Origin of the sequence: Kitasatospora sp. NPDC090091 (assembly GCF_044747365.1) — a bacterium.
Classification (GTDB): Bacteria; Actinomycetota; Actinomycetes; order Streptomycetales; family Streptomycetaceae; genus Kitasatospora.
Map to the genome: position 1 here is coordinate 88308 of NZ_JBIVDY010000018.1, position 22534 is coordinate 110841.

The following is a 22534-nucleotide window of genomic DNA, read 5'->3' on the forward strand; positions in this document are numbered from 1 at the left end:
GTCTAGGACTCCGTCTGAGCATAGGTGTCCGCACTGACAACGGAGTTGGACCGAAGGTGACGGGTGGCTACCGTCCCGCAGCTACCGGGACGGATCAGGTGTGGTGGGGGGCGGGGGTGGTGAGGGGGGAGTGGTCGGTGATGAGGCGGCGGGCCTGGTCGGGGGTGAGGGGGTGGGCGAAGAGGTAGCCCTGGCCCAGGGGGCAGCCCATGGCGGCGAGGAGGTCGCGCTGCTCGGTGTTCTCGATGCCCTCGGCGATGACCTGGACGCCGAGGGTGTCGGCGATCCGGGTGATGCCCTCGACCAGGGCGTACTGCTGCTGGGAGAGGCCCAGGCCGTCGATGAAGGACTTGTCGATCTTCAGGATGGAGATCGGGAACTCGCGCAGGTAGGAGAGCGAGGAGTAGCCGGTGCCGAAGTCGTCGATGGCGATGCCGACGCCGAGCTCGCTCAGGGTGCGCATGTCGGTGTGGACGCGTTCGTCGCGGCGCATCAGGACCGACTCGGTCAGCTCAAGGACGAGCACGTCGGGGGTGATGCCGGAGGTGCGGACGGCGCCGCGGACCACGTCGACGAAGCCGGCGTCGCGGAACTGCCGGGCCGAGACGTTGACGTTGACCCGCAGCGGGGGCAGGCCCTGGGCGAGCCGGGGCTCGGCGCTCAGGCGGTGCCATGCGGCCGCCTCCTGGGCCGCGCGTTCCAGCACCCAGGCGCCGAGCGGGACGATCTGGCCGCTCTCCTCGGCGAGCGCGATGAACTCGTCCGGCAGGACCATGCCGCGGCGGTCGTGCGGCCAGCGGACCAGGGCCTCGAAGGCGACCAGGGCGCCGCTCGCCAGGTCGACGATCGGCTGGTAGTACAGCTTGAACGCGGATTCGGCGATCGCGGTGTCCAGGTTCTCGTTCAGCTCGTGCCGTTCGACCAGGCCGGCCTGGAGCGCGGGCTGGTAGTGGCACCACTGGCGCTTCCCGGCGGCCTTGGCGGAGTAGAGCGCGAGGTCGGCGTGGCTGAGCAGCTCGGTCGCGTCCACGCTGTCCTCGGTGGTGGCGACGCCGATGCTCGCGCCGACCCGGACGGCGCCCGCGCTCAGCTTGAACGGCTCGGCGAAGGCGGCCAGCACGCTGTCCGCGATCGCCCCGACGTCCGCCGGGCGCATCGCGTCCTCGACCAGGACGGCGAACTCGTCGCCGCCGAGCCGGGCCGCGGTGTCGGAGGTGCGCAGCGCGGTGGAGACCCGCAGCGAGACGGCGACCAGCAGCTCGTCGCCGACCGCGTGGCCCTGGGTGTCGTTGACGACCTTGAAGTCGTCCAGGTCGATGAAGAGCACGCCGGTGACGGCGCCGCTGCGCTCGCTGCGGGAGAGGGCGTGGCCGACGCGGTCCTGGAAGAGGACGCGGTTGGCGAGCCCGGTGAGCGAGTCGTGGAAGGCGCGGTGGGTGAGCTCGCGCTCCATCTGGCGCTGCTCGGTCACGTCGCGCAGGGTGAGCACGAGGGCGCCGACGGTCGGATCGCCGCGCAGGTCGTTGCAGCGCACCTCGGCCTCGATCGGGGTGCGGTCGTGGCGCAGCAGCCGCCAGTGTTCGCGCTGCTGCTCGCGGCCGTCGGTGACGCCGTCCAGGCCGCGCATCCGGGCGAGCGCGCTGCCGACGGCCCGGCTGTCCTCGGGCGGGACGAGGTCGGTGATCAGGACGCCGTCGAGGTCGGGGTAGCCGAGGACGCGCTCGGCGGACGAGGAGGCGTACCGGACGCCGTCGTCCGCGTTGAGGATCAGGATGACGTCGCTGGCGCTCTGCACCAGGGTGCGGAAGTAGAGCTCGCTGTTGCGGCGGTTGACCTCCTGGCTCAGCATGACGCGCTCGACGGCCAGCGCGGCCTGGGCGGCGAGGATCTCCAGCGAGCCCCAGAGGTTGGTGAGCTCCTGCTCGGTCCCGGTGACGATGAGCGCGCCGATCAGCGGGTCGCCGGAGGGCCGCTCGGCCAGGGTGAGCGGGCAGAGCAGGGCCGAGGGCATGCCGTCGAAGCGGACGGCGAGGTCGCTGCCGATCTCCTCGACGGGCAGTAAACGGGTCTCGCGGACGGCGGCGAGCGCGAGCACCTCGTCGGAGTCCGAGGCGGAGCCCGTGCCGGGGCCGTTGCCGAGGGTGTGCTGGGTGGGGCCGCGCTCGGCGTGCCGGACGTGCAGGACGCCGGCCTCGCTGACCGCGAGCAGGGCGACGTGGCCGGGCTCGGTGGGCATCAGGGTGGAGGCGGCGGCCTGGACGGCGTCGGCGACCTCCTCGACGGTGACGGCCGCGGTCAGTGAGGCGCCGGCCTCGCGCAGTACCCGTTCACGGGCGACGGCCTGCCGGCGGGCGACCACCACGACGGCGAGCCGGGCCAGCACCAGCAGGTAGATCAGGGCGGAGAAGGCGCCGATCACGCCGGCGTTGCTGGTGTTGCCGTTGATCGACTCGATGATCAGGATCGTCGGCGCGATCAGCGAGGCGAGGGTGAGCAGGGCGAGCCGGCCGGGGGTGATGTCGACCTGCTGACTGGGCACGGGTCTGGTCAGTTCGACCATCGACGGATGGAGGGCGGCCGCACCCCAGGCGGTGTAGAAGGCGGCCCAGCCGAGGTCGACCGGGGTGCCGATGTGCCAGTTGCCGTGCAGCAGGATCAGCCCGTACAGGATGTCGGAGATCAGCAGGCCGACCGTGCCGACGGCGAGCAGCTGCAGGGCGCGGCCGCCGCCGCCGCGTGGCACCAGCAGGCGCAGCAGCAGGGCGAGCACGACCACGTCGCCGAGCGGGTAGGCGATCGAGACGGCCTTCTGGAACCAGGTGAGGTCGGGGTTCCGGGCGTACGGGAGGATCAGGTAGATCCAGGCCAGCAGTGCCAGGCCCATGGTGAGGATGAGCGCGTCGAGCACTCCGGCCCGGTCCTGATGTGCCGTTCGCCAGCGGATGAAGGCCAACACGCCCGCCGCGTACAGCAGGTACTCGGCCAGGTAGAAGCCGTCGGCCACGGATGGGAAGGGACTGCCCAGGTGCAGGAACTGCATCTGGATGACCTGGACGACCTCGCCCGCCGTGAAGCTGAGGTTGGCGAGGGCGAGCAGGTACCAGGGCAGTGCGTGCGCCGGGCGGTTGAGGTGCACACCGACCACGATGGCCGCGACGCTGCCGAGGCCGATGCCGGTCCACCAGATGATCCGCTGGGTCGGGTTGATGTAGTAGATGCAGGTGAACAGCACCATCCACGACAGGTAACAGACCATCAGGCGTTGTCGCCGACGTGTCAACGAGGCTACCTCCTCCGCGACACCACTCCGCCGGTCCTCGGACCACCCGCCCGGTCGGACGGGTCGGGAAGCGGAGCGGAGCTCCCCTCACCCGGTGCGGTGCCCGTCAGGTGCGGTCGCTGCCGGGTGCGGTGGCCGCCAGGCGGTTGCCTGTCGGACCCCGGACCGGTCAGCTCCCGTGCCTGCCGGGCGCGGTGCGTGACCGGGCTTCGGGCAGCGGCCCTGTCCGTCCGGTGGCTTTCGGCCGGGCGATCGAAACGGGCCATGAGTGCGTATAGTCGGAAATGTCGCACCTCCCAGCATTCTGCCGCCACAGCACGAGGTCAAGCCGGTGGATGATGCAGTCGACAGCGCACACGGCGCACGCGGGGACACGAGTTCCGGTCGTCACGCCGTGGTGCGAAACGAAGACGGTCAGTATGCGATCTGGTCCGGTGACTCCACCGTGCCGGGCGGCTGGGTCACGGTTTTCGGCCCGGCCGGGCACGCGGAGTGCCTCGGGTACGTGGAGCGCGAGTGGCGCTGGGGCGGGCTCGGGTTCTCCGGGCCGGCCGGGCCCGTCCGCGGGCCTGCGCGCGCGGGCTTCGCGGACACCGTGCACGGGCTGTTCCGGGCGCGTGCCGCGCACGACCCGGACGCGGTCGCGATCCTGGCCGAGGACGGCGGGCTGTCCTACCGCGAGCTGGACGTCCGCAGCGACCGGCTGGCCGGGGCGCTGCGGGCGCACGGGGTCGGGCCGGAGCAGGTGGTGCCGGTCTGCCTGGAGCGCGGGCCGGACCTGGTGACGGCCTGGCTGGCCGTGCTCAAGGCCGGTGGCGCCTTCCTGCCGCTGGACCCGGCGCACCCGCAGCGGCGGCTGGCCCAGCTGGTCGAGGACTGCCGGGCCCGGGTGGCGGTGGGCGGCCGCGGGCAGAGCTATCCGGGTGTCGTGGTGCTCGGCCCGGACGCGGGCGCCCCGGACGCGGGCACCCCCGACGCGGGCGCCCCGGACGCGGGCACCCCGGATGCACGTGGCCCGAATGCGGGCGGCCCGGACGTGGGCGTTGATGTTGACGGGGAGGACGGACTGCCGGACGCCGCCGCCCCGGACGACCTCGCCTACCTGATCTACACCTCCGGCACCACCGGCACCCCCAAGGGCGTGCCGGTCACCCACCGCTCCCTGGTCTTCACCCTGGACCGGGTGGTCCGCGCCTACGGCCTCACCTCGCGGGACCGGGTGCTGCAGATGGCCGCGCTCGGCTTCGACACCTCGCTGGAACAGGTCTTCGCGGCCCTGGTCAGCGGCGCCACCCTCGTCCTCGGCGGAGCCCGCACCTGGGCGCCGACCGAGCTGGTGCACCGGATGGGGGAGCTGCGCCTGACCGTCGCCGACCTCACGCCCGCGTACTGGCACCACGTGCTCGCCCTGCTCCCCGAGGGCGGTCCGCCGCCGCCCGGACTGCGGCTGGTCGTGGTCGGCGGTGACACCGTGCACACGGACGACTGCCGGACCTGCCTGACCCGGCTGCCCGGGGTCCGGCTGGTCAACGCCTACGGGGTGACCGAGGCGGCCGTGACGTCCACGCTCTGCGAGGTCACCCCGGCGGTGCTGGACGCGGCCGCCGGGGCCGGCGTCGGCGCGGCGCCGGTGCCGATCGGGCGGCCGCTGCCGGGGGTGCGGGTGCACCTGCTGGACGCCCGGCTCAGCCCGGTGCGTCCGGGCGAGCGCGGCGAGATCTACCTCGGCGGGCCGGGCCTCGCCCGCGGCTACTGGCGGGAGCCGGGGCTCACCGCGGAACGCTTCCTGCCCGACCCGTACGCGGCCTCGCCCGGCGAGCGGATGTATCGCACGGGTGACGCCGGCCGCTGGCGGGCCGACGGCAACCTGGAGATCCTGGGCCGCTTCGACGACCAGGTGAAGGTCCGCGGCTACCGGGTCGACCCGGCCGAGGTCGAGTCCGTGCTGGCCGGCCACCCGGCCGTCCGGCAGGCCCGCGTCGCCGCCGACGGCAGCGACGACGGGGCCCACGTCCTCACCGCGTACTACACGCTCACCGGGCGCGGCGGCTCGGGCGCCCACGCGCGGCGCTCGCACATCCGCGAGTACCTGGCCGCGCGGCTGCCGGACTTCATGGTCCCGGCCGACTTCGTGCTGCTCGACACCATGCCGCTCACCCCGGCCGGCAAGATCGACCGGCGCCGGCTGCCCCACGCCACCCCGCGGCTCCAGCGCCGTGCGCCCGGCTCTGAGGACACCTGGGCCGCGGACGCCACCGGCGCCGGCGGTGCCGCCCGTGGTGCCCGCGGCGACACCGGAGAGCGTGCCCCGGACGGAGAGCGCGCCGACGCGGACCGCGCCCTCGACGGCGACCGCACGCTCGACGGGGATCGCGCCGCCGACGGCACCCGGGCCCGCCCGTACGGGGGCGGCAGCGCCATCGAGCCCGCCGTCGCCCACCTCTGGTCGGAACTGCTCGGCGTCGAGGACGTCCACCCCGCCGACGACTTCTTCGTGCTCGGCGGCAACTCGTTACTGGCCATGGAGATGCTCGCGCGGGCCCGGATCATGTTCGGCATCGACGTCACCCGGATCCGCTTCCTCACCCGCTCGCTGCTGCGGGACTCCACCCTGCGCGCCTTCGCCGCCGCCACCCAGGCGGCCCGGGCCGGCGCGGCCGGGCGCAACGGCCTCGGCGAGGCCGCCGTCGACTGGGCCGCCGAGGCCGAACTCGGCACCCCCGTACGCCAGTCCTGGAGCCCGGCCCCCTCGCGGGCCGAACCGGCCGAGATCCTGCTCACCGGTGCCACCGGCTACTGCGGCGCCCACCTGCTGAACGAGCTGCTCCACACCACCGGGGCGCGCATCCACTGCCTGGTCCGCGCGCCCGACGAAGAGCACGCCCTGGAGCGGATCCGCGCCGCGCAGCAGCGCTACCTGCGGCACGACCTCGCCGACACCCGGGTCGTCCCGCTCGTCGGCGACCTCGCCGAGCCGCTGCTCGGCCTCGGCCAGCACCGCTTCGAGGCGCTCGCCGAGAGCCTGGACGCCATTCACCACCTGGGCGGCCAGGTCAATTTCATCTACCCGTACCACCAGCTGCGCGGGCCCAACGTCGGCGGCACCCGCGAGGTGGTCCGGCTGGCCGGGCACAGCCGCGGCATCCCGGTGCACTACCTCTCCACCCTCGCCGTGCTGGCCGGCTTCGGCCCCGCGGGCGTCGCCGAGGTGACCGAGCGGACGCCGCTCGCCTACCCGGAGAAGCTCGCCGTCGGCTACGTGGAGAGCAAGTGGGTGGCCGAGCAACTGCTGCACCACGCGGCCGCGGCCGGACTGCCGGTCACCGTGCTGCGCACCAACGACGTCACCGGCGATCTGACCACCGGCGTGATGAACACCGGGACGGAGATCTGCGCGCTGATCAAGTACATGGTGGACAGCGGGAGTTGCCCGGAAGTCCGGCTGCTGCTCGACTTCGTGCCGGCCGACCGGTTCAGCCGGGCGGTCGCCCACATCGCCGCCCACGCCCCGGCGATCGGCGAGGTCTACCACATCACCTCGCCGCGCCCGGCCGTCCTCGCCGACCTCGCCGAGCGGCTGCGGGCGCGCGGCCACCCGGTGGACGAAGTCCCGTACGACGCCTGGGTCCAGGACCTGGTCCGGTTCGCGGCCCGGCACCCCACCCACCCGATGACCCCGTTCGTACCGCTGTTCGTCGACCGCAGCCCGGGGACGGACCTCTCCATCAGCGAGATGTACTTCCGCCCGACCTTCCCGCTGTTCGACCGGGCCAACACCGAACGGGCGCTGACGGGAAGCGGGATCGCCCTGCCGGCGGTCGACGACGCGCTGCTCGACCACTACCTGGACCAGTTGACGGCGGAGGGCTTCCTGGCCCCGCCGGTCGGGATGGTGCAGCGGTGAGCGGGGCACCCGGGGCGCTCGGGGCCTCCGACGGGGCGGCGCACGGCCCGGGCGACGGCCGGGCGTTCGCCGGACTCGACCTGGCGCGGGCACCCGGGGACGCTCCGGTGGCCTTCGGGGGAGCCCTCGGCCCCGACGTGCTGCTGGCCGCCTACCGGCGCGGGCTCTTCCCGATGCCCGCCGCCGACGAACTGGCGAGCGCCTTCAACGAGGCCCGGTTCGAGGAGGCCGTGGCCTCGGGTGAGGTGGCGTTGCTGCCCGGCACCGCCTCCCCGGAGGACGACCCGTACGCGCTGGCCTGGTGGTCCCCCGACCCGCGCCCGGTGATCGCCCCGGACGGCGTGCGCATCGGCAGCCGGCTGTCCCGGCGGCTGCGCAACGGCCTGGCCTGGTGGACCAGCGCCGACCGCGCCTTCGAGCGTGTCGTCGCGGCCTGTGCGGACGGTCGCGAGCCGGTCTGGCTCACCCCCGAGCTGCGCGATGCGCTGCGCCGGTTGCACGACTGCGGCGCGGCGCACAGTGCGGAGGTCTGGGAGGGGGAGGAGCTGATCGGCGGGGTCTTCGGCGTCCGCGCGGGGCCGGTGCTGAGCCTGGACTCGATGTTCAACCGCCGCCCCGACGCGGCCCGGGTCGCGGTCGCGGACCTCGCGAACCGCTTCGGTGCGGCCGGCGGCCGCCTGCTCGACGCCCAGTGGGACACGCCCCACGTCCGCGCCCTGGGCGCCGTCCCGATCGAACGCCGGCGCTACCTCGCCGAGCTGGCCGCCCCGGCGGACGACGTCCGCCCGCCGGCCCCGGACGCCCTCCCCGCCGCCCGCCTGGGCACGTCGGGCGGCAGGTCGAGGAGCCGCGCGGGCGGCGGGCCGGGTGGCGGCGCGGGGCGCAGGCGGCGCAGGCGGTGACGGCGTCCGCGCCTCTCCCCGGGGCGCGGCCACCACTTTGCCGCGCCGCCACCACTCTGCCCGGCAGCGCCGCTGCCAAGTGGCACCGGGGCGAGGGAGGGCACTGCCGAGCCCGGTCGGTTTGCGTGGTGTGCCGCCCGGGAACGGGGGCGGGCATGGTTTCTGTGGTGGTGGCACCTTGGGGCGGCGAGCCGGTGTTCGTTCGGGCCGGGGACGAGCTGCACGACGCGGCGAGCACGATGAAGGTGGCCGTCCTGGCGGCGCTCCACCGCAGCGGGGCGGACCTCGACGCCGAGATCCCCGTCGTGAACCGCTTCGCCTCCGCCGTCGGCGGCGAGTTCGCCAACGACCCGGACTGGGACAGCGACCCGGTGCCCTGGGGCCTGCTCGGCCGGTCGGCGCCGCTGCGCACCCTCGCCGAGCGGATGATCACGCACTCGTCCAACCTCGCCACCAACCTCTGCCTCGCCCGGGTCGGGCCCGAGGCCGTCGCCGAGGTCTGGCGCCGGGCCGGGGCGAGCGGCAGCGCCAGCCCGCGCGGCATCGAGGACTACGCGGCGCGCGACGCCGGCGTGCAGAACCGGGTGAGCGCGCGCGACCTGGTCCGTCTGCTGCAGTCCGTCGCCGACGAGCCGGAGCTGCTCGGGCTGCTGGAGCGCAACGCCTTCCGGGTGGACCTGGCGGCGGGCCTGCCGCCGGGGACGCGGATCGCCTTCAAGAACGGCTGGATCCCCGGGGCGCGGCACAGCGTCGGCCTGGTCCACCCGCCCGACTGCCCGCCGTACCTGCTCGCGGTCTGCTACACCGGGCCGCTGGCCTCCGGGGAGGACGAGGACGACCCGGCTGCCCGGTTGCTGGCCCGGATCTCGGCCGCGGTCTGGGAGCGCCGGCACGCGATCGCCACGGCGCAGCCGCTGCCTCCGCCCCCTTCGAGCCGTCCGGCTCCGCCGCGTCGAACAGGCTGATTCCCACGGAGCCCCACGGAGCCCCACTGAGCCCCACCCCGGCCCTGCGCGGGCATCGACCCCGCGCAGGACCGGAGCGGGCGACGGCCCGGGCGACGGCCCGGGCCGGGAGCCCCGGCCGTTCAGCCGAGCGGCTCGGCCCGGACGGCGGCGAGGTCCATCAGGTGGTCCACCAGGGCCAGCAGCAGGTCCCGCCCGAAGGCGCGCTCGCGCACGTCGCCGAGCAGCATCGGCACCTGGGAGTCCAGGTCGAGCGCGCCCCGGATCTCGTCCGAGGTGCGGGTGTTCTGCCCGTGGAAGCAGTTGATCGCCACCACGAACGGGATGCCCCGGCTCTCGAAGAAGTCGATCGAGGCGAAGCTGGTCTCCAGCCGGCGGGTGTCGGCGATGACGATCCCGCCGAGCGCGCCGTTCACCAGGTCGTTCCACATGAACCAGAAGCGTTCCTGGCCGGGCGTGCCGAACAGGTAGACCACCAGGTCGGGGTTGACGGTGATCCGGCCGAAGTCCAGCGCGACGGTGGTGGTGTCCTTGGTGTCCACGCCGGACAGGTCGTCCACGCCCACGCTCGCGCGGGTCAGGTACTCCTCGGTGCGCAGCGGGGCGACCTCGCTGACCGAGCCGACCAGGGTGGTCTTGCCGACGCCGAAGCCGCCGGCGATGAGGATCTTGACGGCCGCCGGTGCGCTGGGGGTGCCGGACGCGCTGGAGGGCAGCGGCGCGGTCGAGGGGAGGGGTGAGGTCGGGGAGAGGGGTGCGGTCGGTGCCATGGTTCAGAGCCTCCGGAGTCCTTCGCGTACGGCCGTCAGCAGGCCGAGGTCGACGCCCCCGCCGGCCCGGGCCACCGCGAGGGGGGCCCGGGCCAGCAGCAGGCCGTGGGAGACCAGGTCGCCGAGGAGGATCTTGGTGACCGAGATCGGCAGGTCCAGCCCGGCCGCCACCTCGGCGACGGCGGCCGGGCGGCGGCAGCGGTCCAGGATCAGCCGGTGCTCGGGCTGCAGCCCGCGCGACCCGGGGCGGGAGCCCCGGGCCAGGGCCGCGCGGGCCTGGTCCTCGACGGTGGTCAGCACCGTGATCAGGGTGAGGTCGTCGCGTTCGGGGGTGGTCCGGCCGCGGGTGATGGTGTACGGGCGCACCATCGACTCCGCGCCGTCGTCCTCGTCCTCGTCGACCGCCTCGCTCCAGTGCGGGATCACCGGGTCATCAACCCCGGTTCCTGGCCGCGAAGGCGTCGAACTCGCCGCGGACCGGGGTGGTCAGCTTCTGGCCGACCTGCTGCACCAGGGTGTGCATGGCCACCGACATCACCTCGGCGTCGACCTCCTGGGAGGCGACGACGGCCAGGTGGGTGCCCTGGGCGGCCGCGATCACGAACAGCCAGACCTCGGACAGCTCGACGATGACCTGGTGCACCGGCCCGCCGTCGAACAGCTGGCCCACGCCCCGGGCCAGGCTCTGCTGGCCGGTGGCGACGGCCGCCAGGCGCTCGGCGTCGGCCCGGTCGATGGTGCGGGAGTGGCTGACGACCAGGCCGTCGTCGGAGAGCAGGACGGCGCTTCTGGTCCCGGCCACCGAGTCGACGAGCCCGTCCAGCAGCCAGTCCAGGTCCTGGTGGGTGGCGATCGTGCGGTTCATGATTGGTCATCCGTCCTGGTGGTTCGGGGATCCGCGGCGGGCAGGGCCCAGGGCGAGGGGCCCGGCGCGGAGGTCGGGGGGTCGATGGGCGCCGGCAGGGACCGGCGGCCGGAGCCGGCGGTGGCCGGGAGGTGGACCTCGCCGGGCTCCTGGACGCGGGCCGCGCGGGACTGGCGCTGGAAGGCGCCGATCGCCGCACCGGAGCGCGTCGGGCGGGGGCGCCCGGACGGGCCTGCCGCGTCGCCGGACGAACCGGCCGTGCCGGGCAGCGCACCGTGCACGCCGCCGTGGCCGGCGGCGGGCGTGTCGACCCTGGCCGGCGGCGGCACGCGCAGCTCGGCCGCCAGGCTGGCCTGGCGGATCCGCTGCGGCAGCGGCGGCTGGCCGTCGGCCGGTGCGCTGTACGGGACCGACGGGGCGTACTCGCGCCGCTCGGCGAGGCGGTAGTGCTCGGCCGGCCGGTACTGCTCGTCGGCGTACGGGGCCTCGGCGGCGGTCACCTTGGCGTAGGCGATGTCCGGGTAGGCCGGCGCGTCGTACGCGTGCGCGCCCGGGGTGGGCGGGGCGCCGTGGACCGGTGCGCCGTGCTCGGGGCTGTCGTGGACCGGGGTGACGTGGTCGGTGCCGTCGTACCCGGGCAGCCCGGACTGAACGGACTGAACGGACTGAACGGACTGAACGGACTGATCGGGCTGGACGGACTGATCGGATTCCACGGGCCGGCCCGGCTCGACGGACTGCCCGGCCGTCCCGCCGTAGCCGGCGAGGCCGTCGGACGGGGTGTCGTGCCCGGCCTGGGCCGGGACGGGGGCGCGCTTGGCGGCGAACACCGAGTCGTACCCGTCGCCGTCGAATCCGTCAACGGCGAACCCGTTGCCCCCGAATCCGTCGCCACCGAACCTGTCGCCGCCGAACGCGTCCACCCGGTCGTACCCTCCGTGCAGGCCCACGCCCTGGTCGTCCGCCGGGGACCGGTGCTCGACCGGCTCGGAGTTGAGCGGCTGGATGTACTCGACGTGGGCGAAGGCCTCCACCGGCGCCACCGCGGCGGCCGACGGGCCCAGCACGGTCTCCGGCGGCTCGACCGCGGACTCGGACAGCTGCCCGTCGCCCGGTCCGCCCAGCAGTCCGTGAGCGGGGTCGGCACCGGGGCCCGCCGTGTCGGCAGACGCCGCAGCGGGAACACCCGCCGCACCGCCGTCCGTCGGCGCGGGCGACGCCGCCGTCAGCGCGGCGAGCGCCGCCTTGCGCGTGCGCCGGGCGAGCGGGATCGGCTCCACCGGCGTGGCGTCCGGCAGGCCCGCGTCACCGTCGATGACCAGCTCGGCGGGGACCAGCACGACCACCCGGGTGCCGCCGAAGGCCGACGGCCGGAACTCGATCTTCAGCCCGGTGTTGGCCGCCAGCCGGGAGACCACGTAGAAGCCGAGCCGGATGTCGTTCGCCCGGGCCAGCACGTCCATCCGAGGCGGACGGCTCATCAGTTCGTTGGCCGCGTCGTACTGTTCGGGGTCCATGCCGAGCCCGCGGTCCTCGATCTCCACGGCGAGGCCGCGGCCGACCATGGCGGCCCGCACCTCGACCGGGGTCGGAGGCTTGGAGAAGGTCGCCGCGTTCTCCATCAGCTCGGCGATCACGTGTGCGACCGGGCCGACCGCCCGCTCCGAGATCCACGGGTGGCCCTCGACGTCGACCATGATCCGGCGGTAGTCCTGCACCTCGCCCTGCGCGGCGCGCAGCACGTCCAGCAGCGGGACGGGCTTGCGCCACTTCCGCTGCGGCTGGCCGCCGGCCATGATGACGAGGTTCTCCTCGTAGCGGCGCAGGCGTGAGGTGAGGTGGTCGAGGTCGAACAGGCCCTCCAGCACCTCCGGGTCGTCGTGCTTGCGCTCCAACTCGTCCAGCTTGCGCAGCTGCTGACCGATCAGCAGCTGGGTGCGGCGGGCGATGCGCTGGAGCAGCCGCTCGAAGCCGCGGTGCTGCTCGGCCTGCCGGACGGAGGTCGCCAGTGCCGAGGTGCGGGCCAGGTTGAGCGCCTGGCCGAGGCGGGCCAGCTCGTCGGTGCCCTTGCCGTGCTCCCCGGCCGTGATGGCGCGGGTCTCGGCCTCGACGTCGACCTGCTCTCCCCTGGAGAGCCGTTCGACGACCTCGGGCAGCGTGAGTTCCAGTTCCTGGGCCTGGCCCTGGAGGTCCTTGATCCGGCGGCGCATCGAGCGGGTCAGCCGCCAGCTGGTGACGACCACGACGATGACGGCGATCAGGCCGGCGATGGTGGTCTGCACGAAGCGGGAGAGCAGGGAGAGGAAGGAGCTCCTGCTGACCTCGACCACGTCGTCGGTGCGGGTGTCGATCACGATCACCAGCTGCGGGTTGATCTGGTCGACGGCCTGGCGCCACTGGTCCAGGGTGGCCGGCAGCTTGACCGAGCCACCGGCGTCGGGGGAGACCGGGCGGAGCAGCGCCTGCTCGACGGCGATCTTGTTGCGCCAGACCGGACTGTTCATCACTTCGTGCCAGGCGTTGACCTCTTGGGCCGGCACGAACGGGACGATCTGCAGGTTGAACAGGTAGTCCTGGGTGCTGATGGCCTGCTGCACCTGCTGATAGTCCGCGATGGCGAGCTTGCCGGAGGGCCAGCCGCGGGCCAGGAGCGCGTCCTCGCGGGAGAGCATCTCCTTGGCCCAGAGGGAGCTGACCAGTGCCCTGGAGGTCCAGGTGACCTCGCCGTTGTCGATGCGGCTGAGCTCGGTGAAGAGTCGCAGGTCGACGGCGATCAGGTCGGTGAAGTACGTGTAGACGGCCTGCTGGTCGACGGCGGCGCGGTCGACCGCCGCCCGCTGGTCGGCCATCTTGTCCATCGCCTGCCGCGCCTCGGCGGCGGCGGTGCGGATCTCGGCGGGCGCGGTGTCGGCGGTCTCGTCGGAGATCCGACGGAACTCTCGTACCGCGTCGTCGGTGAGTTGGCGCTGGCGGCGTAACGCGTCGGTGACGCTGCCGGGCCGGGCTAGCGCCTCGGTGGTGAGTCGGCGTTCCTCCTGGAGGTTGTAGTAGACGTTGTTGGACGGCTTGCCGATCTTCTTGGCCAGCATGCCCTGGTCCGCCTGCCTCCGGAAGTCCAGGAAGGTGTGGCCGCTGGTGGCCGCCCAGATGGCGGTGAGGGCGAGGCTGGGGACGATGGCCAGAACGAGCAGAGCCGTCCGCAGTGACAGGCGTGGACGCCTGCGGGGGGCCTTCGGTGTCCTGGGACGCCGATTCGCACGCGCGCGCAGAGCAGACTCCTAGGGGCTGGCGGCCGGCCTGGTGGGGCCGGGCCGTCCGGGCACGGGCTATATGACGAGGCGATACTAGTCATACCGTGTGATAGGAGTGAAAGCCTGTTCGGTCTCTGGGGGGCATGCACACACTTCCTTGACAGAATGTCATGCTCCGGTTAATCGTCTGCTGTCGAAGCATCCCTGTGGTGTCTTGTAGCGCGTCGAAAGCCCATACGGGGGCCCGGTATCGGTCGGCTCGAAAGTGACGGGGCGTGACGAGGCTCGATCGAGGTGATCACGTGCAGACGGTGTGGCTGTCCTCGCCGGAGGGTGTGTCCACTCCGTGGAAGCCGGTACGAGCGTTGACAGGCCCGGGGTACGTTACGCCCATGCAGACGTGGCGTCTCCTCCTTGGTGGCCGCAGCGGGGTCTGACCGGATCGGCGCCCCGCTGCGGGGCGCCGTGCTGCCGGTCCGTCCTCGGTACCACCTCGTACGAAGGACCCCACCGATGCGATTCCCCACCCTGCGCACGCCCGCCGGCCCCGTCCCGGCCGCCGCGCCCGCCTGGAACCCGCAGCGCGGCAGCGCCATGCCGAGCCACCGCTACCGACCCGCCCACGAGCGCGTCCCCCTGCCGTCCGGAGCGGACCGGCAGTGGCCCTCCCGCCGGATCGAGCAGGCCCCGCTCTGGGTGCCCGTCGACCTGCGGGACGGCAACCAGGCGCTGGCCGAGCCGATGGACCCGGAGCGCAAGCAGCGCATGTTCGACCTCTTCCTGGCCATGGGCTTCAAGGAGATCGAGGTCGGCTACCCCTCCGCCAGCCGCACCGACTTCGACTTCGTCCGCCGGCTGGCCACCACCCCCGGGGCCGTCCCCGAGGACGTCACCCTCGTGGTCTTCACCGCTGCCCGGGCGGACCTGATCGACCGCACCTTCGAGTCCGTCGAGGGCCTGCCCAGGGTTGTCGTCCACCTCTACACCGCCACCGCCCCGGCCTGGCGCGACGTCGTGCTCGGCCGTGACCGCGCCGAGGTGCGCGCGCTGGTCACCGAGGCCGCCGAGCACATCGCCCGGCATGCCGAGCACCGCCCCGGCGTGCGCTTCGAGTTCTCGCCCGAGGTGTTCAACCTGACCGAGCCGGACTACGTCCTGGAGGTGTGCAACACCGTCACCGCCCTCTGGGACGCGAGCCCCGACCGGCCGGTCATCCACAACCTGCCCGCCACGGTGGAGATCGCCACGCCGAACGTCTACGCCGACCAGATCGAGTACATGCACCGCCACCTGGACCGGCGCGGCTCGGTGATCCTCTCCGTCCACCCCCACAACGACCGCGGCACCGGCGTCGCCTGCGCCGAACTCGCCGTGCTGGCAGGCGCGCAGCGGGTCGAGGGCTGCCTCTTCGGCAACGGCGAGCGGACCGGCAACGTCGACCTGGTGACGCTCGCCCTCAACCTGCACACCCAGGGCGTCGACCCGATGATCGACTTTTCCGACATCGACGAGATCCGCCGCACCGTCGAGCACTGCAACCGCCTGCCGGTGCCCGAGCGCCACCCCTACGTCGGCGACCTCGTCCACACCGCCTTCTCCGGCACCCACCAGGACGCCATCAAGAAGGGCTTCGCCCACCACGCCAAGCGCGCCGCGGACCTCGGCGTCCCGGCCGACCGGGCCCCGTGGGACGTCCCCTACCTGCCGATCGACCCGGCCGACCTGGGCCGCGGCTACGAGGCGGTGATCCGGGTCAACAGCCAGTCCGGCAAGGGCGGCATCGCCTACCTGCTGCAGAGCGGGCACGGCCTGGAGCTGCCCCGGCGGCTGCAGATCGAGTTCTCCCGGGTGGTCCAGGAGTCGACCGACGACAGCGGGCGCGAGGTCGGCGCGGACGAGCTGTACGCGCTGTTCCGCGCGGCCTACCTGGACGCGGCGCCGCCCGCCGTCTGGCGCACCGGGGAGGACGGGACCGGCCGGCACTGGGCGGAGCTGTCCGTGGCAGGCGGCCCGGTCCACCGGGGCGGGGGCAACGGTCCGCTGGACGCCGTCACGGCGGCCCTGGCCGCGGCCGGGACGCCCGTCGACATCCTGCGCTTCACCGAGCACGCCGTCCGCACCGGCCCGGACGCCGACGCCGTCGCCTATGTGGAGGCCCGGATCGGCGGGGCCGGTGGTGTCGGTGGCGAGGTGGTCTGGGGCGCCGGCCGCGACTCCTCCGTCCTCGCGGCCGGGGTGCGGGCGGTGCTGAGCGCCGTCGGGCGCGCCGGCGCCGTGGGCCGGGTGGCCGCGTCCGAATAGCCGGAAGGCGCCCTCCCGGCCGCCGCGAGGCGGTCGGGAGGGCGCCCGGTCGGGCAGGGCGTCAGCCCCAGTTGCCCACCAGCGGGCGGTCGCCCGGATTGCCGAACTTCTTGCTGTAGATCACCAGGTTGCTGTTCTCGGCGGCGCCGTAGAAGGTCTGGTCACCGGGCCGGTAGACGCCGATGGTCTCCTTGCCGGTGCCGTCCCAGTCGCCCTTGACCGGGACGTCGCCCGGGTTGCCGAACCTGATCGCGGGCCGCACGTGCTCCGTCCGGTTGGAGTCGTTCAGGTAGAAGTTCTGGGTCGCCGGGTCGTAGACGGCGACGGTGGTGGTGCCGTTGCCGTCCCAGTCGCCGACCAGCGGCTGCCAGCCCGCATTGCCCAGCTGGATCCGGTACGTGACGGACGCGTTGTCGTCGGAGAGGTAGAAGGTCTGGTCGCCGGGGCGGTAGACGCCGACGGTGGTGCGGCCCCGGCCGCTCCAGTCGCCGACCAGCGGGACGTCACCCGGGACCCCGAACGGGAAGGTGGCGGCGACCGTGGCGTTGTCGTTCGACAGCTGGAAGGTCGCCGTGTCGGGGTGGTAGACGCCGACGGTGTCGGTGCCCGGCCCGTTCCAGTGGCCCGTCAGCGGGACGGCGTCGCCACCGCCCCCGAACACCGTCCGGCCGGTGAACCAGCCGTTGTGGGCGGCCTCGCCGAAGCTGCCGTCCGAGGGCCGGTAGACGCCGACCGAGGCCGGCGCCGGGGTGGGCGTGGCGTTGACGACGGCCTTGCCGATCCGCTGCTGCTCCGCGACGGTCAGCGGCACCTTGGTCGGCTGGTCGGGGCCGAGCCAGCGGAAGTTCTGCAGGTAGACGACGCGCGGGTCCTGTGCGGCGATCGCGCGGTACTCGGCGTTGAACGCGGCGACGTCCGCGTCGGTCTTGCCCCCGTAGCAGCCGTCCGCGACACCCTGCTGGTTGGTGGACTCGGGGAAGAGCATCAGGTGCTGGTCGGGGGAGGACAGGAAGGTCTTCAGATTGGCCAGCCGCGGCTGGATCTCGCCCCGGCCCACGCAGTAGTAGTCGAACCCGACGATGTCGACGGACGCGGGGATCGGCGCCGTCTGCTCGACGTTCCAGTGGTCGAGGCTCATGACCAGCAGCTTGTCCGGGAAGGCGGCCTTGATCTGGTCCGCCTGCGTCTGGACCTCGGCGGGGGTCAGACCGTGCGAGTACGGCTCGTCAGTCACGTTGACGGCCGAGATCTTGTCCATGTTCGAGCCGATGCGCTGCACCAGGCCGGCGAGGTTCTGCGCGGCGTTCGGGTTCGGCTTGAAGTTCCAGGTGTCCGTCGCCGGGTTCCGCGGGAGGACGGTCTCCTGGTTGAGGTCGATCACGCAGGAGGCCGGTCGGCACTGGTCCAGGAACTCCAGCCGCGGGTCGGTGCCGCGGTTGAAGGTGTTGAAGTTGGTGAACGACGCCACCTCGGGCGCATGGTTGGCACCGTAGTTCGGCCAGTCGGGGTCCCGGATGTCGAAGAACCCGTAGTAGCCGAGCCCACCCAGCGTGGAGATCCGCAGGTCGTCGGCGGTGGTGACCTGGCCGGCCGCCGAGTGGTGGGCGCCGAGGCTGACGTAGCCGTCGCGGGGCAGCTGGGCGGCGGTGCGGCCGGCGAAGACCGTGGAGCCGTTGACCCTGACGGTCGCCTGCTGCTTGTCGCCCGTCGCCAGCGCGACGGTGACCTCGTACGATCCCGCGGCCGGGACGGCCGGAAGTGCGGTCGGCGCACCGCCCTGGAAGAGCGTCAGCCCGCCGTCGGCCTGGACGCGCAGGCCGAGCGCGATGTCCTCGGCGTCGACGGCGCCGGTGGCGCCGGAGGCGTTGCTGACGGCGAGGGAGGCCCAGTCCTGGCCGGTGGTGCTGCCGACCACGGGGGTCAGGACGGCGTGCACCGTGTAGGCGCCGGTCGGGACGTCCGAGGTGGCCGGCTTGTTCAGGCGCACGGCCGAGGTGCCCTTGGGGAAGGAGAGCACGTTGGGGTGGGCCGGGCTGTTGACCTGCACGGAACCGGCCGGAGGGTTGAGGGCCAGGCCCTTGACGCCCGAGACGGCGGTGTAGTTGGCGGAGATCAGGCTCGACTGTCGGGCGCTGAGGTCCTGGTTGAGCCCGAAGTCGGCGGTGGCGTTGGGTGCGCCGTCGAAGGTGTCGACGAGCGGCTTGGCGCTGCGGGTGGCACCGGTGTCGACCCTGCTGACGTTCAGTCCGTGGCCGGCGCCGTCGCCGAAGGTGGTGACGCGGTCGTCGGCGGAGAGGTAGGCGCCGAGGTAGAGGAACGAGCTGCTCGGCCAGCGGGTGACCCCGGCCGGCGCAGAGACGGTGAAAGGAGTGCCGTTCACGGTGAGGGTGACGGCGCGGTCGGCTCCGGTGGAGACGGTGAGCGAGACGGCGTACTGGGCGGTGGGTGTCACGGTGCCGGTCCAGAAGGGGGTTTCGCCGCCCTCGCCGTGGAAGAGGGCGAGCTTGCCGGCCGAGGTGACGGTGAGGCCGAGGTCGACGTCGGCGCCGGTGACGTAGCCGTTGCTGCGGTGGCTGCGGCTCAGGACCAGCGAGCCCCAGTCGGCGCTGCCGGTGTCGCCCACGACCGGGTCGATCACGGTCGAGACGGTGTAGTGGCCGGTGGCGTCGGCGACGGCCGGCGCGCCGAGCATGACCGCGGAGACGCCCTTGGCGAAGAGCAGCCTGTTGGGGTGGTTCGGGTGGCTGGTCTGGACGAACCACTGGTCGGGCGGGGCCGCGGTGTCCCAGCGGCCGGAGACCCGGGTGTAGGAGATCCCGTGCTGCCCGGCCGGCGGCGCCTGACGGGCGTCGAGGCCGACGTTCAGCCCGTACAGGGGGTCGGTGTCCAGGGACGGGTCCAGCTGGAAGGTGTCCGAGAAGGCGCGCGTGGTGTTGAGGTCCAGCGGCGTCGGCCCGGACCCGTCGCCGGCCGGTGAGGCGGCCGCCGTGGTGGGTGCGAGGCCCGCGGGCAGCAGCGCCAGCGCGAGCGCCGAGGCGCCGGCCAGCAGCCCGCGGCCCAGGCGTTGGGTGAGTATCACCGAGTCTTCGTCTCCCGGTCGTCGAAATCGGCGGCGCGGGTGTGCGGCCGCCGAAGGGAGTGGACACGGCGGTGTCGCACCAGCTCAGCGGCCTTCCCCCCGGGGCGGGATCATAGAGGGTGGATACGAACGGCCGCGCCGGGGATTCCGACGCGGCCGCCCGTCTTCGTTCGGGGATTGGGCGAGGTGGGGTGGGATGCGCGGGCGTCAGCCCCAGTTGCCCACCAGCGGGCGGTCGCCCCAGTTGCCGAACTTCGCGCTGTAGATCACCAGGTTGCTGTTCTCGGCGGCGCCGTAGAAGCTGCCGTCGCTCGGCCGGTAGACGCCGATGGTCTCCTTGCCGGTGCCGTCCCAGTCGCCCTTGATCGGGACGTCGTCCGGGTTGCCGAACCTGATCGCGGGCCGCACGTGCTCCGTCTGGTTGGAGTCGTTCAGGTAGAAGTTCTGGGTCGCCGGGTCGTAGACGGCGACGGTGGTGGTGCCGTTGCCGTCCCAGTCGCCGACCAGCGGCTTCCAGCCCGGATTGCCCAGCTTGATCCGGTACTTGGGGTTGACGTTGTCGTCCGACAGGTAGAAGGTCTGGTCGCTCGGCCGGTAGACGCCGATGGTGGTCCGGCCCTGCCCGCTCCAGTCGCCGACCAGCGGGACGTCACCGGTGTCGCCGAACTGGTAGGTGGCGGTGGTGGTGCCGTTGCCGTTGAAGAGCTCGAAGGTCCGGGTGCCGGGGTGGTAGACGCCGGGGGTGTCGGTGCCCGGCCCGTTCCAGTGGCCGGCCAGGGGGACGTCGTCGGCCTGGTGGGTGCCGGGGAGGACGGCCGAGCCGGTGAACACGCCGTTGTGGGCGGCCTGGCTGAAGCTGCCGTCCGAGGGCCGGTAGACGCCGACCGAGGCGGGCCGCGGCGTGGGCGTGGCGTTGACGACGGCCGTGCCGATCGCCCGCTCGGTGGCGACGGTCTTGGGGTACTGGTTCGGCTGGTCCGGGCCGAGCCAGCGGAAGTTCTGCAGGTAGACGATGCGCGGGTCCTGCGCGGCGATCCTGCGGTACTCGGCGTTGGTCGCCGCGATGTCCGCATCCGTCTTGCAGGAGGTGTAGACCTGGATGGACTCCGGGAAGAGCATCAGATGCTGGTCCGCAGAGGACAGGCGGTGCTTCAACTCGTCCAGCTCGTCATGGATCCGGCCACGGCCGACGCAGTAGTCGTCGAGCCCGACGATGTCGACCTCCGGCGGCGCGGGATGCCCCGGCGAGATGTCCGTCCAGGCATAGCTGAGGATCAGCATCTTGCCGGGGAAGGCCTTCTTGATCTGCGTCGCCTGCGTCTGCACCTGGGTGGCGTTCAGACCACGCCAGTAGGCCTCGTCGGTGAGATCGACGGCGGCGATCTTGTCCATGTTCGAGCCGATGCGCTTGACCAGTGCGTCGAGGTTCTTCTCGGCGTCCGGGTTCGGGTTGAACCTGTCGTGGTCGTCGGCACGCTGGATCACGACCTCGTTGTTGACGTCGATGGTGCACGACGCCGGGAGGCAGCTGTCCAGGAAGTCGACCCGGGGGTCATTGCCGCGGATGTAGCCGTTGAAGTTGGTCCACGGCGCCACCTCGGGCGCGTGGTTGACGCCGTTGTTGTCGTTCGGGTCGGGGTCGCGGATGTCGTAGTACCCGTAGTAGCCGAGGCCGCCCAGCATGGAGATCCGCAGGTCGTCGGCGGTGGTGACCTGACCGGCCGCCGAGTGGTGGGCGCCGAGGCTGACGTAGCCGTCGCGGGGCAGCTGGGCGGTGGTGCGGCCGGCGAAGACCGTGGAGCCGTTGACCTTGACGGTGGCCTGCTGCCTGTCGCCGCTCGCGAGGGTGATCGACACGTCGTACGTGCCGGTGGCCGGGCTGACCGGCGGCAGCGCCGTGGCCGAGCCACCCTGGTAGAGGGCGAGCCCGCCGTCGGCCTGGACGCGCAGGCCGAGTGCGACGTCCTCGGCGTCGACGGCGCCGGTGCCGCCGGAGGCGTTGCTGACGGCGAGGGAAGCCCAGTCCTGGCCGGTGGTGCTGCCGACCACCGGGGTCAGCACGGTGTGCACCGTGTACTGGCCGGAGAGGTCGGAGGTGGCCGGCTTGTTGAGCCGGACGGCCGAGGTGCCCTTGGGGAAGGAGAGCACGTTCGGGTGGGCCGGGCTGTTGACCTGCACCGAGCCGGGGGCCGGGTCGGCGGCCAGGCCCTTCACGCCCGAGACGGCGGAGTAGTTGGCGGAGATCAGGCTGGGCTGGCGGGCGCTGAGGTCCTGGTTGAGCCCGAAGTCGGCGGTGGCGTTGGGCGCGCCGTCGAAGGTGTCGACGAGCGGCTTGGCGCTGGTGTTGGAGCTGGTGTCGACCCTGCTGACGTCCAGGCCGTGGCCCGCGCCGTCGCCGAAGGTGGTCACCTGGCTGGAGTTGGACAGGTAGGCGCCGAGGTAGAGGAACGAGCTGCTCGGCCACCGGTTGACGGTGCCGGGCGCGGAGACGGTGAAGGAGGTGCCGTTTACGGTCAGGGTGACGGCGCGGTCGGCTCCGGTGGAGACGGTGAGCGAGACGGCGTACTGGGCGGTGGGTGTCACGGTGCCGGTCCAGAAGGGGGTTTCACCGCCCCCGCCGTGGAAGAGGGCGAGCTTGCCGGCCGAGGTGACGGTGAGGCCGAGGTCGACGTCGGCGCCGGTGACGTAGCCGTTGCTGCGGTGGCTGCGGCTCAGGACCAGCGAGCCCCAGTCGGCGCTGCCGGTGTCGCCCACGACCGGGTCGATCACGGTCGAGACGGTGTAGTGGCCGGTGGCGTCGGCGACGGCCGGCGCGCCGAGCATGACGCCGGAGATGCCGCTGGTGAAGAGCAGCTTGTTCGGGTGGTCCGGGTGGCTGGTCTGGACGAACCACGGGGCCGGCGGCGCCACGGTGTCCCAGCGGCCGGAGACCCGGGTGTAGGAGATTCCCTGCTTGCCGCTCGGCTGCGACTGGCGGGTGTCGAGGCCGACGTTCAGTCCGTAGAGCGGGTCGGTGTTGAGGGACGGGTCCTGCTGGAAGCTGTCCGAGAAGGCGCGCGTGGTGTTGAGGTCCAGCGGGGTGGGCGGAACACCGTCCGCGGCGGCGGCCGGTGCGGCCCCGAGGCCGGCGGGCAGCGCCGCGGCAAGCGCGAAGGCCGAGGCTGCGGCCAGCAGTCTCCGGCCCAGGCGTTGAGTGAGTATCACCGAGTCTTCGTCT

11 protein-coding genes are annotated in these 22534 nt (G+C 73.1%); 4 read left to right on the forward strand and 7 right to left on the reverse strand.

Annotated features, from left to right (window positions below; translation table 11 throughout):
- Positions 1-94 precede the first annotated feature (94 nt).
- Complete coding sequence (locus ACIPSC_RS28295) at positions 95-3280, reverse strand: putative bifunctional diguanylate cyclase/phosphodiesterase (RefSeq protein ID WP_400829163.1); 3186 nt, start codon at positions 3278-3280, stop codon at positions 95-97.
- A 331-nt stretch (positions 3281-3611) separates the two neighbouring features.
- Between ACIPSC_RS28295 and ACIPSC_RS28300 the strand changes: the two genes are divergently transcribed.
- The 3 genes from ACIPSC_RS28300 (at position 3612) to ACIPSC_RS28310 (ending at position 9051) form a co-directional block, all read left to right on the forward strand.
- Complete coding sequence (locus ACIPSC_RS28300) at positions 3612-7184, forward strand: amino acid adenylation domain-containing protein (protein ID WP_400829165.1); 3573 nt, start codon at positions 3612-3614, stop codon at positions 7182-7184.
- Positions 7181-8086 carry a leucyl/phenylalanyl-tRNA--protein transferase gene (locus ACIPSC_RS28305; RefSeq protein ID WP_400829167.1) on the forward strand — a complete coding sequence of 302 codons (906 nt, stop codon included), beginning with the start codon at positions 7181-7183 and terminating at the stop codon, positions 8084-8086. The genes ACIPSC_RS28300 and ACIPSC_RS28305 overlap by 4 nt, the downstream gene beginning before the upstream one ends.
- A 167-nt stretch (positions 8087-8253) precedes the next feature.
- Positions 8254-9051, forward strand: coding sequence for a serine hydrolase (locus ACIPSC_RS28310; RefSeq protein WP_400829169.1), 798 nt, complete (start codon positions 8254-8256; stop codon positions 9049-9051).
- Positions 9052-9173: 122 nt separating this feature from the next.
- On the opposite strand, the gene ACIPSC_RS28315 is transcribed toward ACIPSC_RS28310, so the two are convergent.
- The 4 genes from ACIPSC_RS28315 to ACIPSC_RS28330 all read right to left on the reverse strand — a co-directional run bounded on the left by ACIPSC_RS28315 (position 9174) and on the right by ACIPSC_RS28330 (position 13775).
- Complete coding sequence (locus ACIPSC_RS28315; protein WP_400829171.1) at positions 9174-9821, reverse strand: GTP-binding protein; 648 nt, start codon at positions 9819-9821, stop codon at positions 9174-9176.
- Positions 9822-9824: 3 nt separating this feature from the next.
- On the reverse strand, positions 9825-10190 hold the full coding sequence (locus ACIPSC_RS28320; protein WP_400829332.1) for a DUF742 domain-containing protein: 366 nt from the start codon (positions 10188-10190) through the stop codon (positions 9825-9827).
- Between the two features lie 64 nt (positions 10191-10254).
- Positions 10255-10686 carry a roadblock/LC7 domain-containing protein gene (locus ACIPSC_RS28325; RefSeq protein WP_238862283.1) on the reverse strand — a complete coding sequence of 144 codons (432 nt, stop codon included), beginning with the start codon at positions 10684-10686 and terminating at the stop codon, positions 10255-10257.
- Positions 10683-13775, reverse strand: coding sequence for a nitrate- and nitrite sensing domain-containing protein (locus ACIPSC_RS28330; protein WP_400829174.1), 3093 nt, complete (start codon positions 13773-13775; stop codon positions 10683-10685). Before ACIPSC_RS28330 ends, ACIPSC_RS28325 begins: the two co-directional genes overlap by 4 nt.
- A gap of 675 nt (positions 13776-14450) precedes the next feature.
- On the opposite strand from ACIPSC_RS28330, the gene ACIPSC_RS28335 reads away from it, so the two are divergent.
- Positions 14451-16238 carry a 2-isopropylmalate synthase gene (locus ACIPSC_RS28335; RefSeq protein WP_400829176.1) on the forward strand — a complete coding sequence of 596 codons (1788 nt, stop codon included), beginning with the start codon at positions 14451-14453 and terminating at the stop codon, positions 16236-16238.
- Positions 16239-16299: 61 nt separating this feature from the next.
- Here ACIPSC_RS28335 and ACIPSC_RS28340 read toward each other — a convergent pair whose 3' ends face one another.
- Both ACIPSC_RS28340 and ACIPSC_RS28345 read right to left on the reverse strand, forming a co-directional pair.
- Positions 16300-19317: a hypothetical protein gene (locus tag ACIPSC_RS28340; protein WP_400829178.1), complete on the reverse strand. Its 3018-nt coding sequence runs from the start codon at positions 19315-19317 to the stop codon at positions 16300-16302.
- A gap of 207 nt (positions 19318-19524) precedes the next feature.
- The gene (locus ACIPSC_RS28345) at positions 19525-22521 is read right to left on the reverse strand and encodes a hypothetical protein (RefSeq protein WP_400829180.1); all 2997 of its coding nucleotides are present in this window, start codon (positions 22519-22521) and stop codon (positions 19525-19527) included.
- Positions 22522-22534 lie beyond the last annotated feature (13 nt).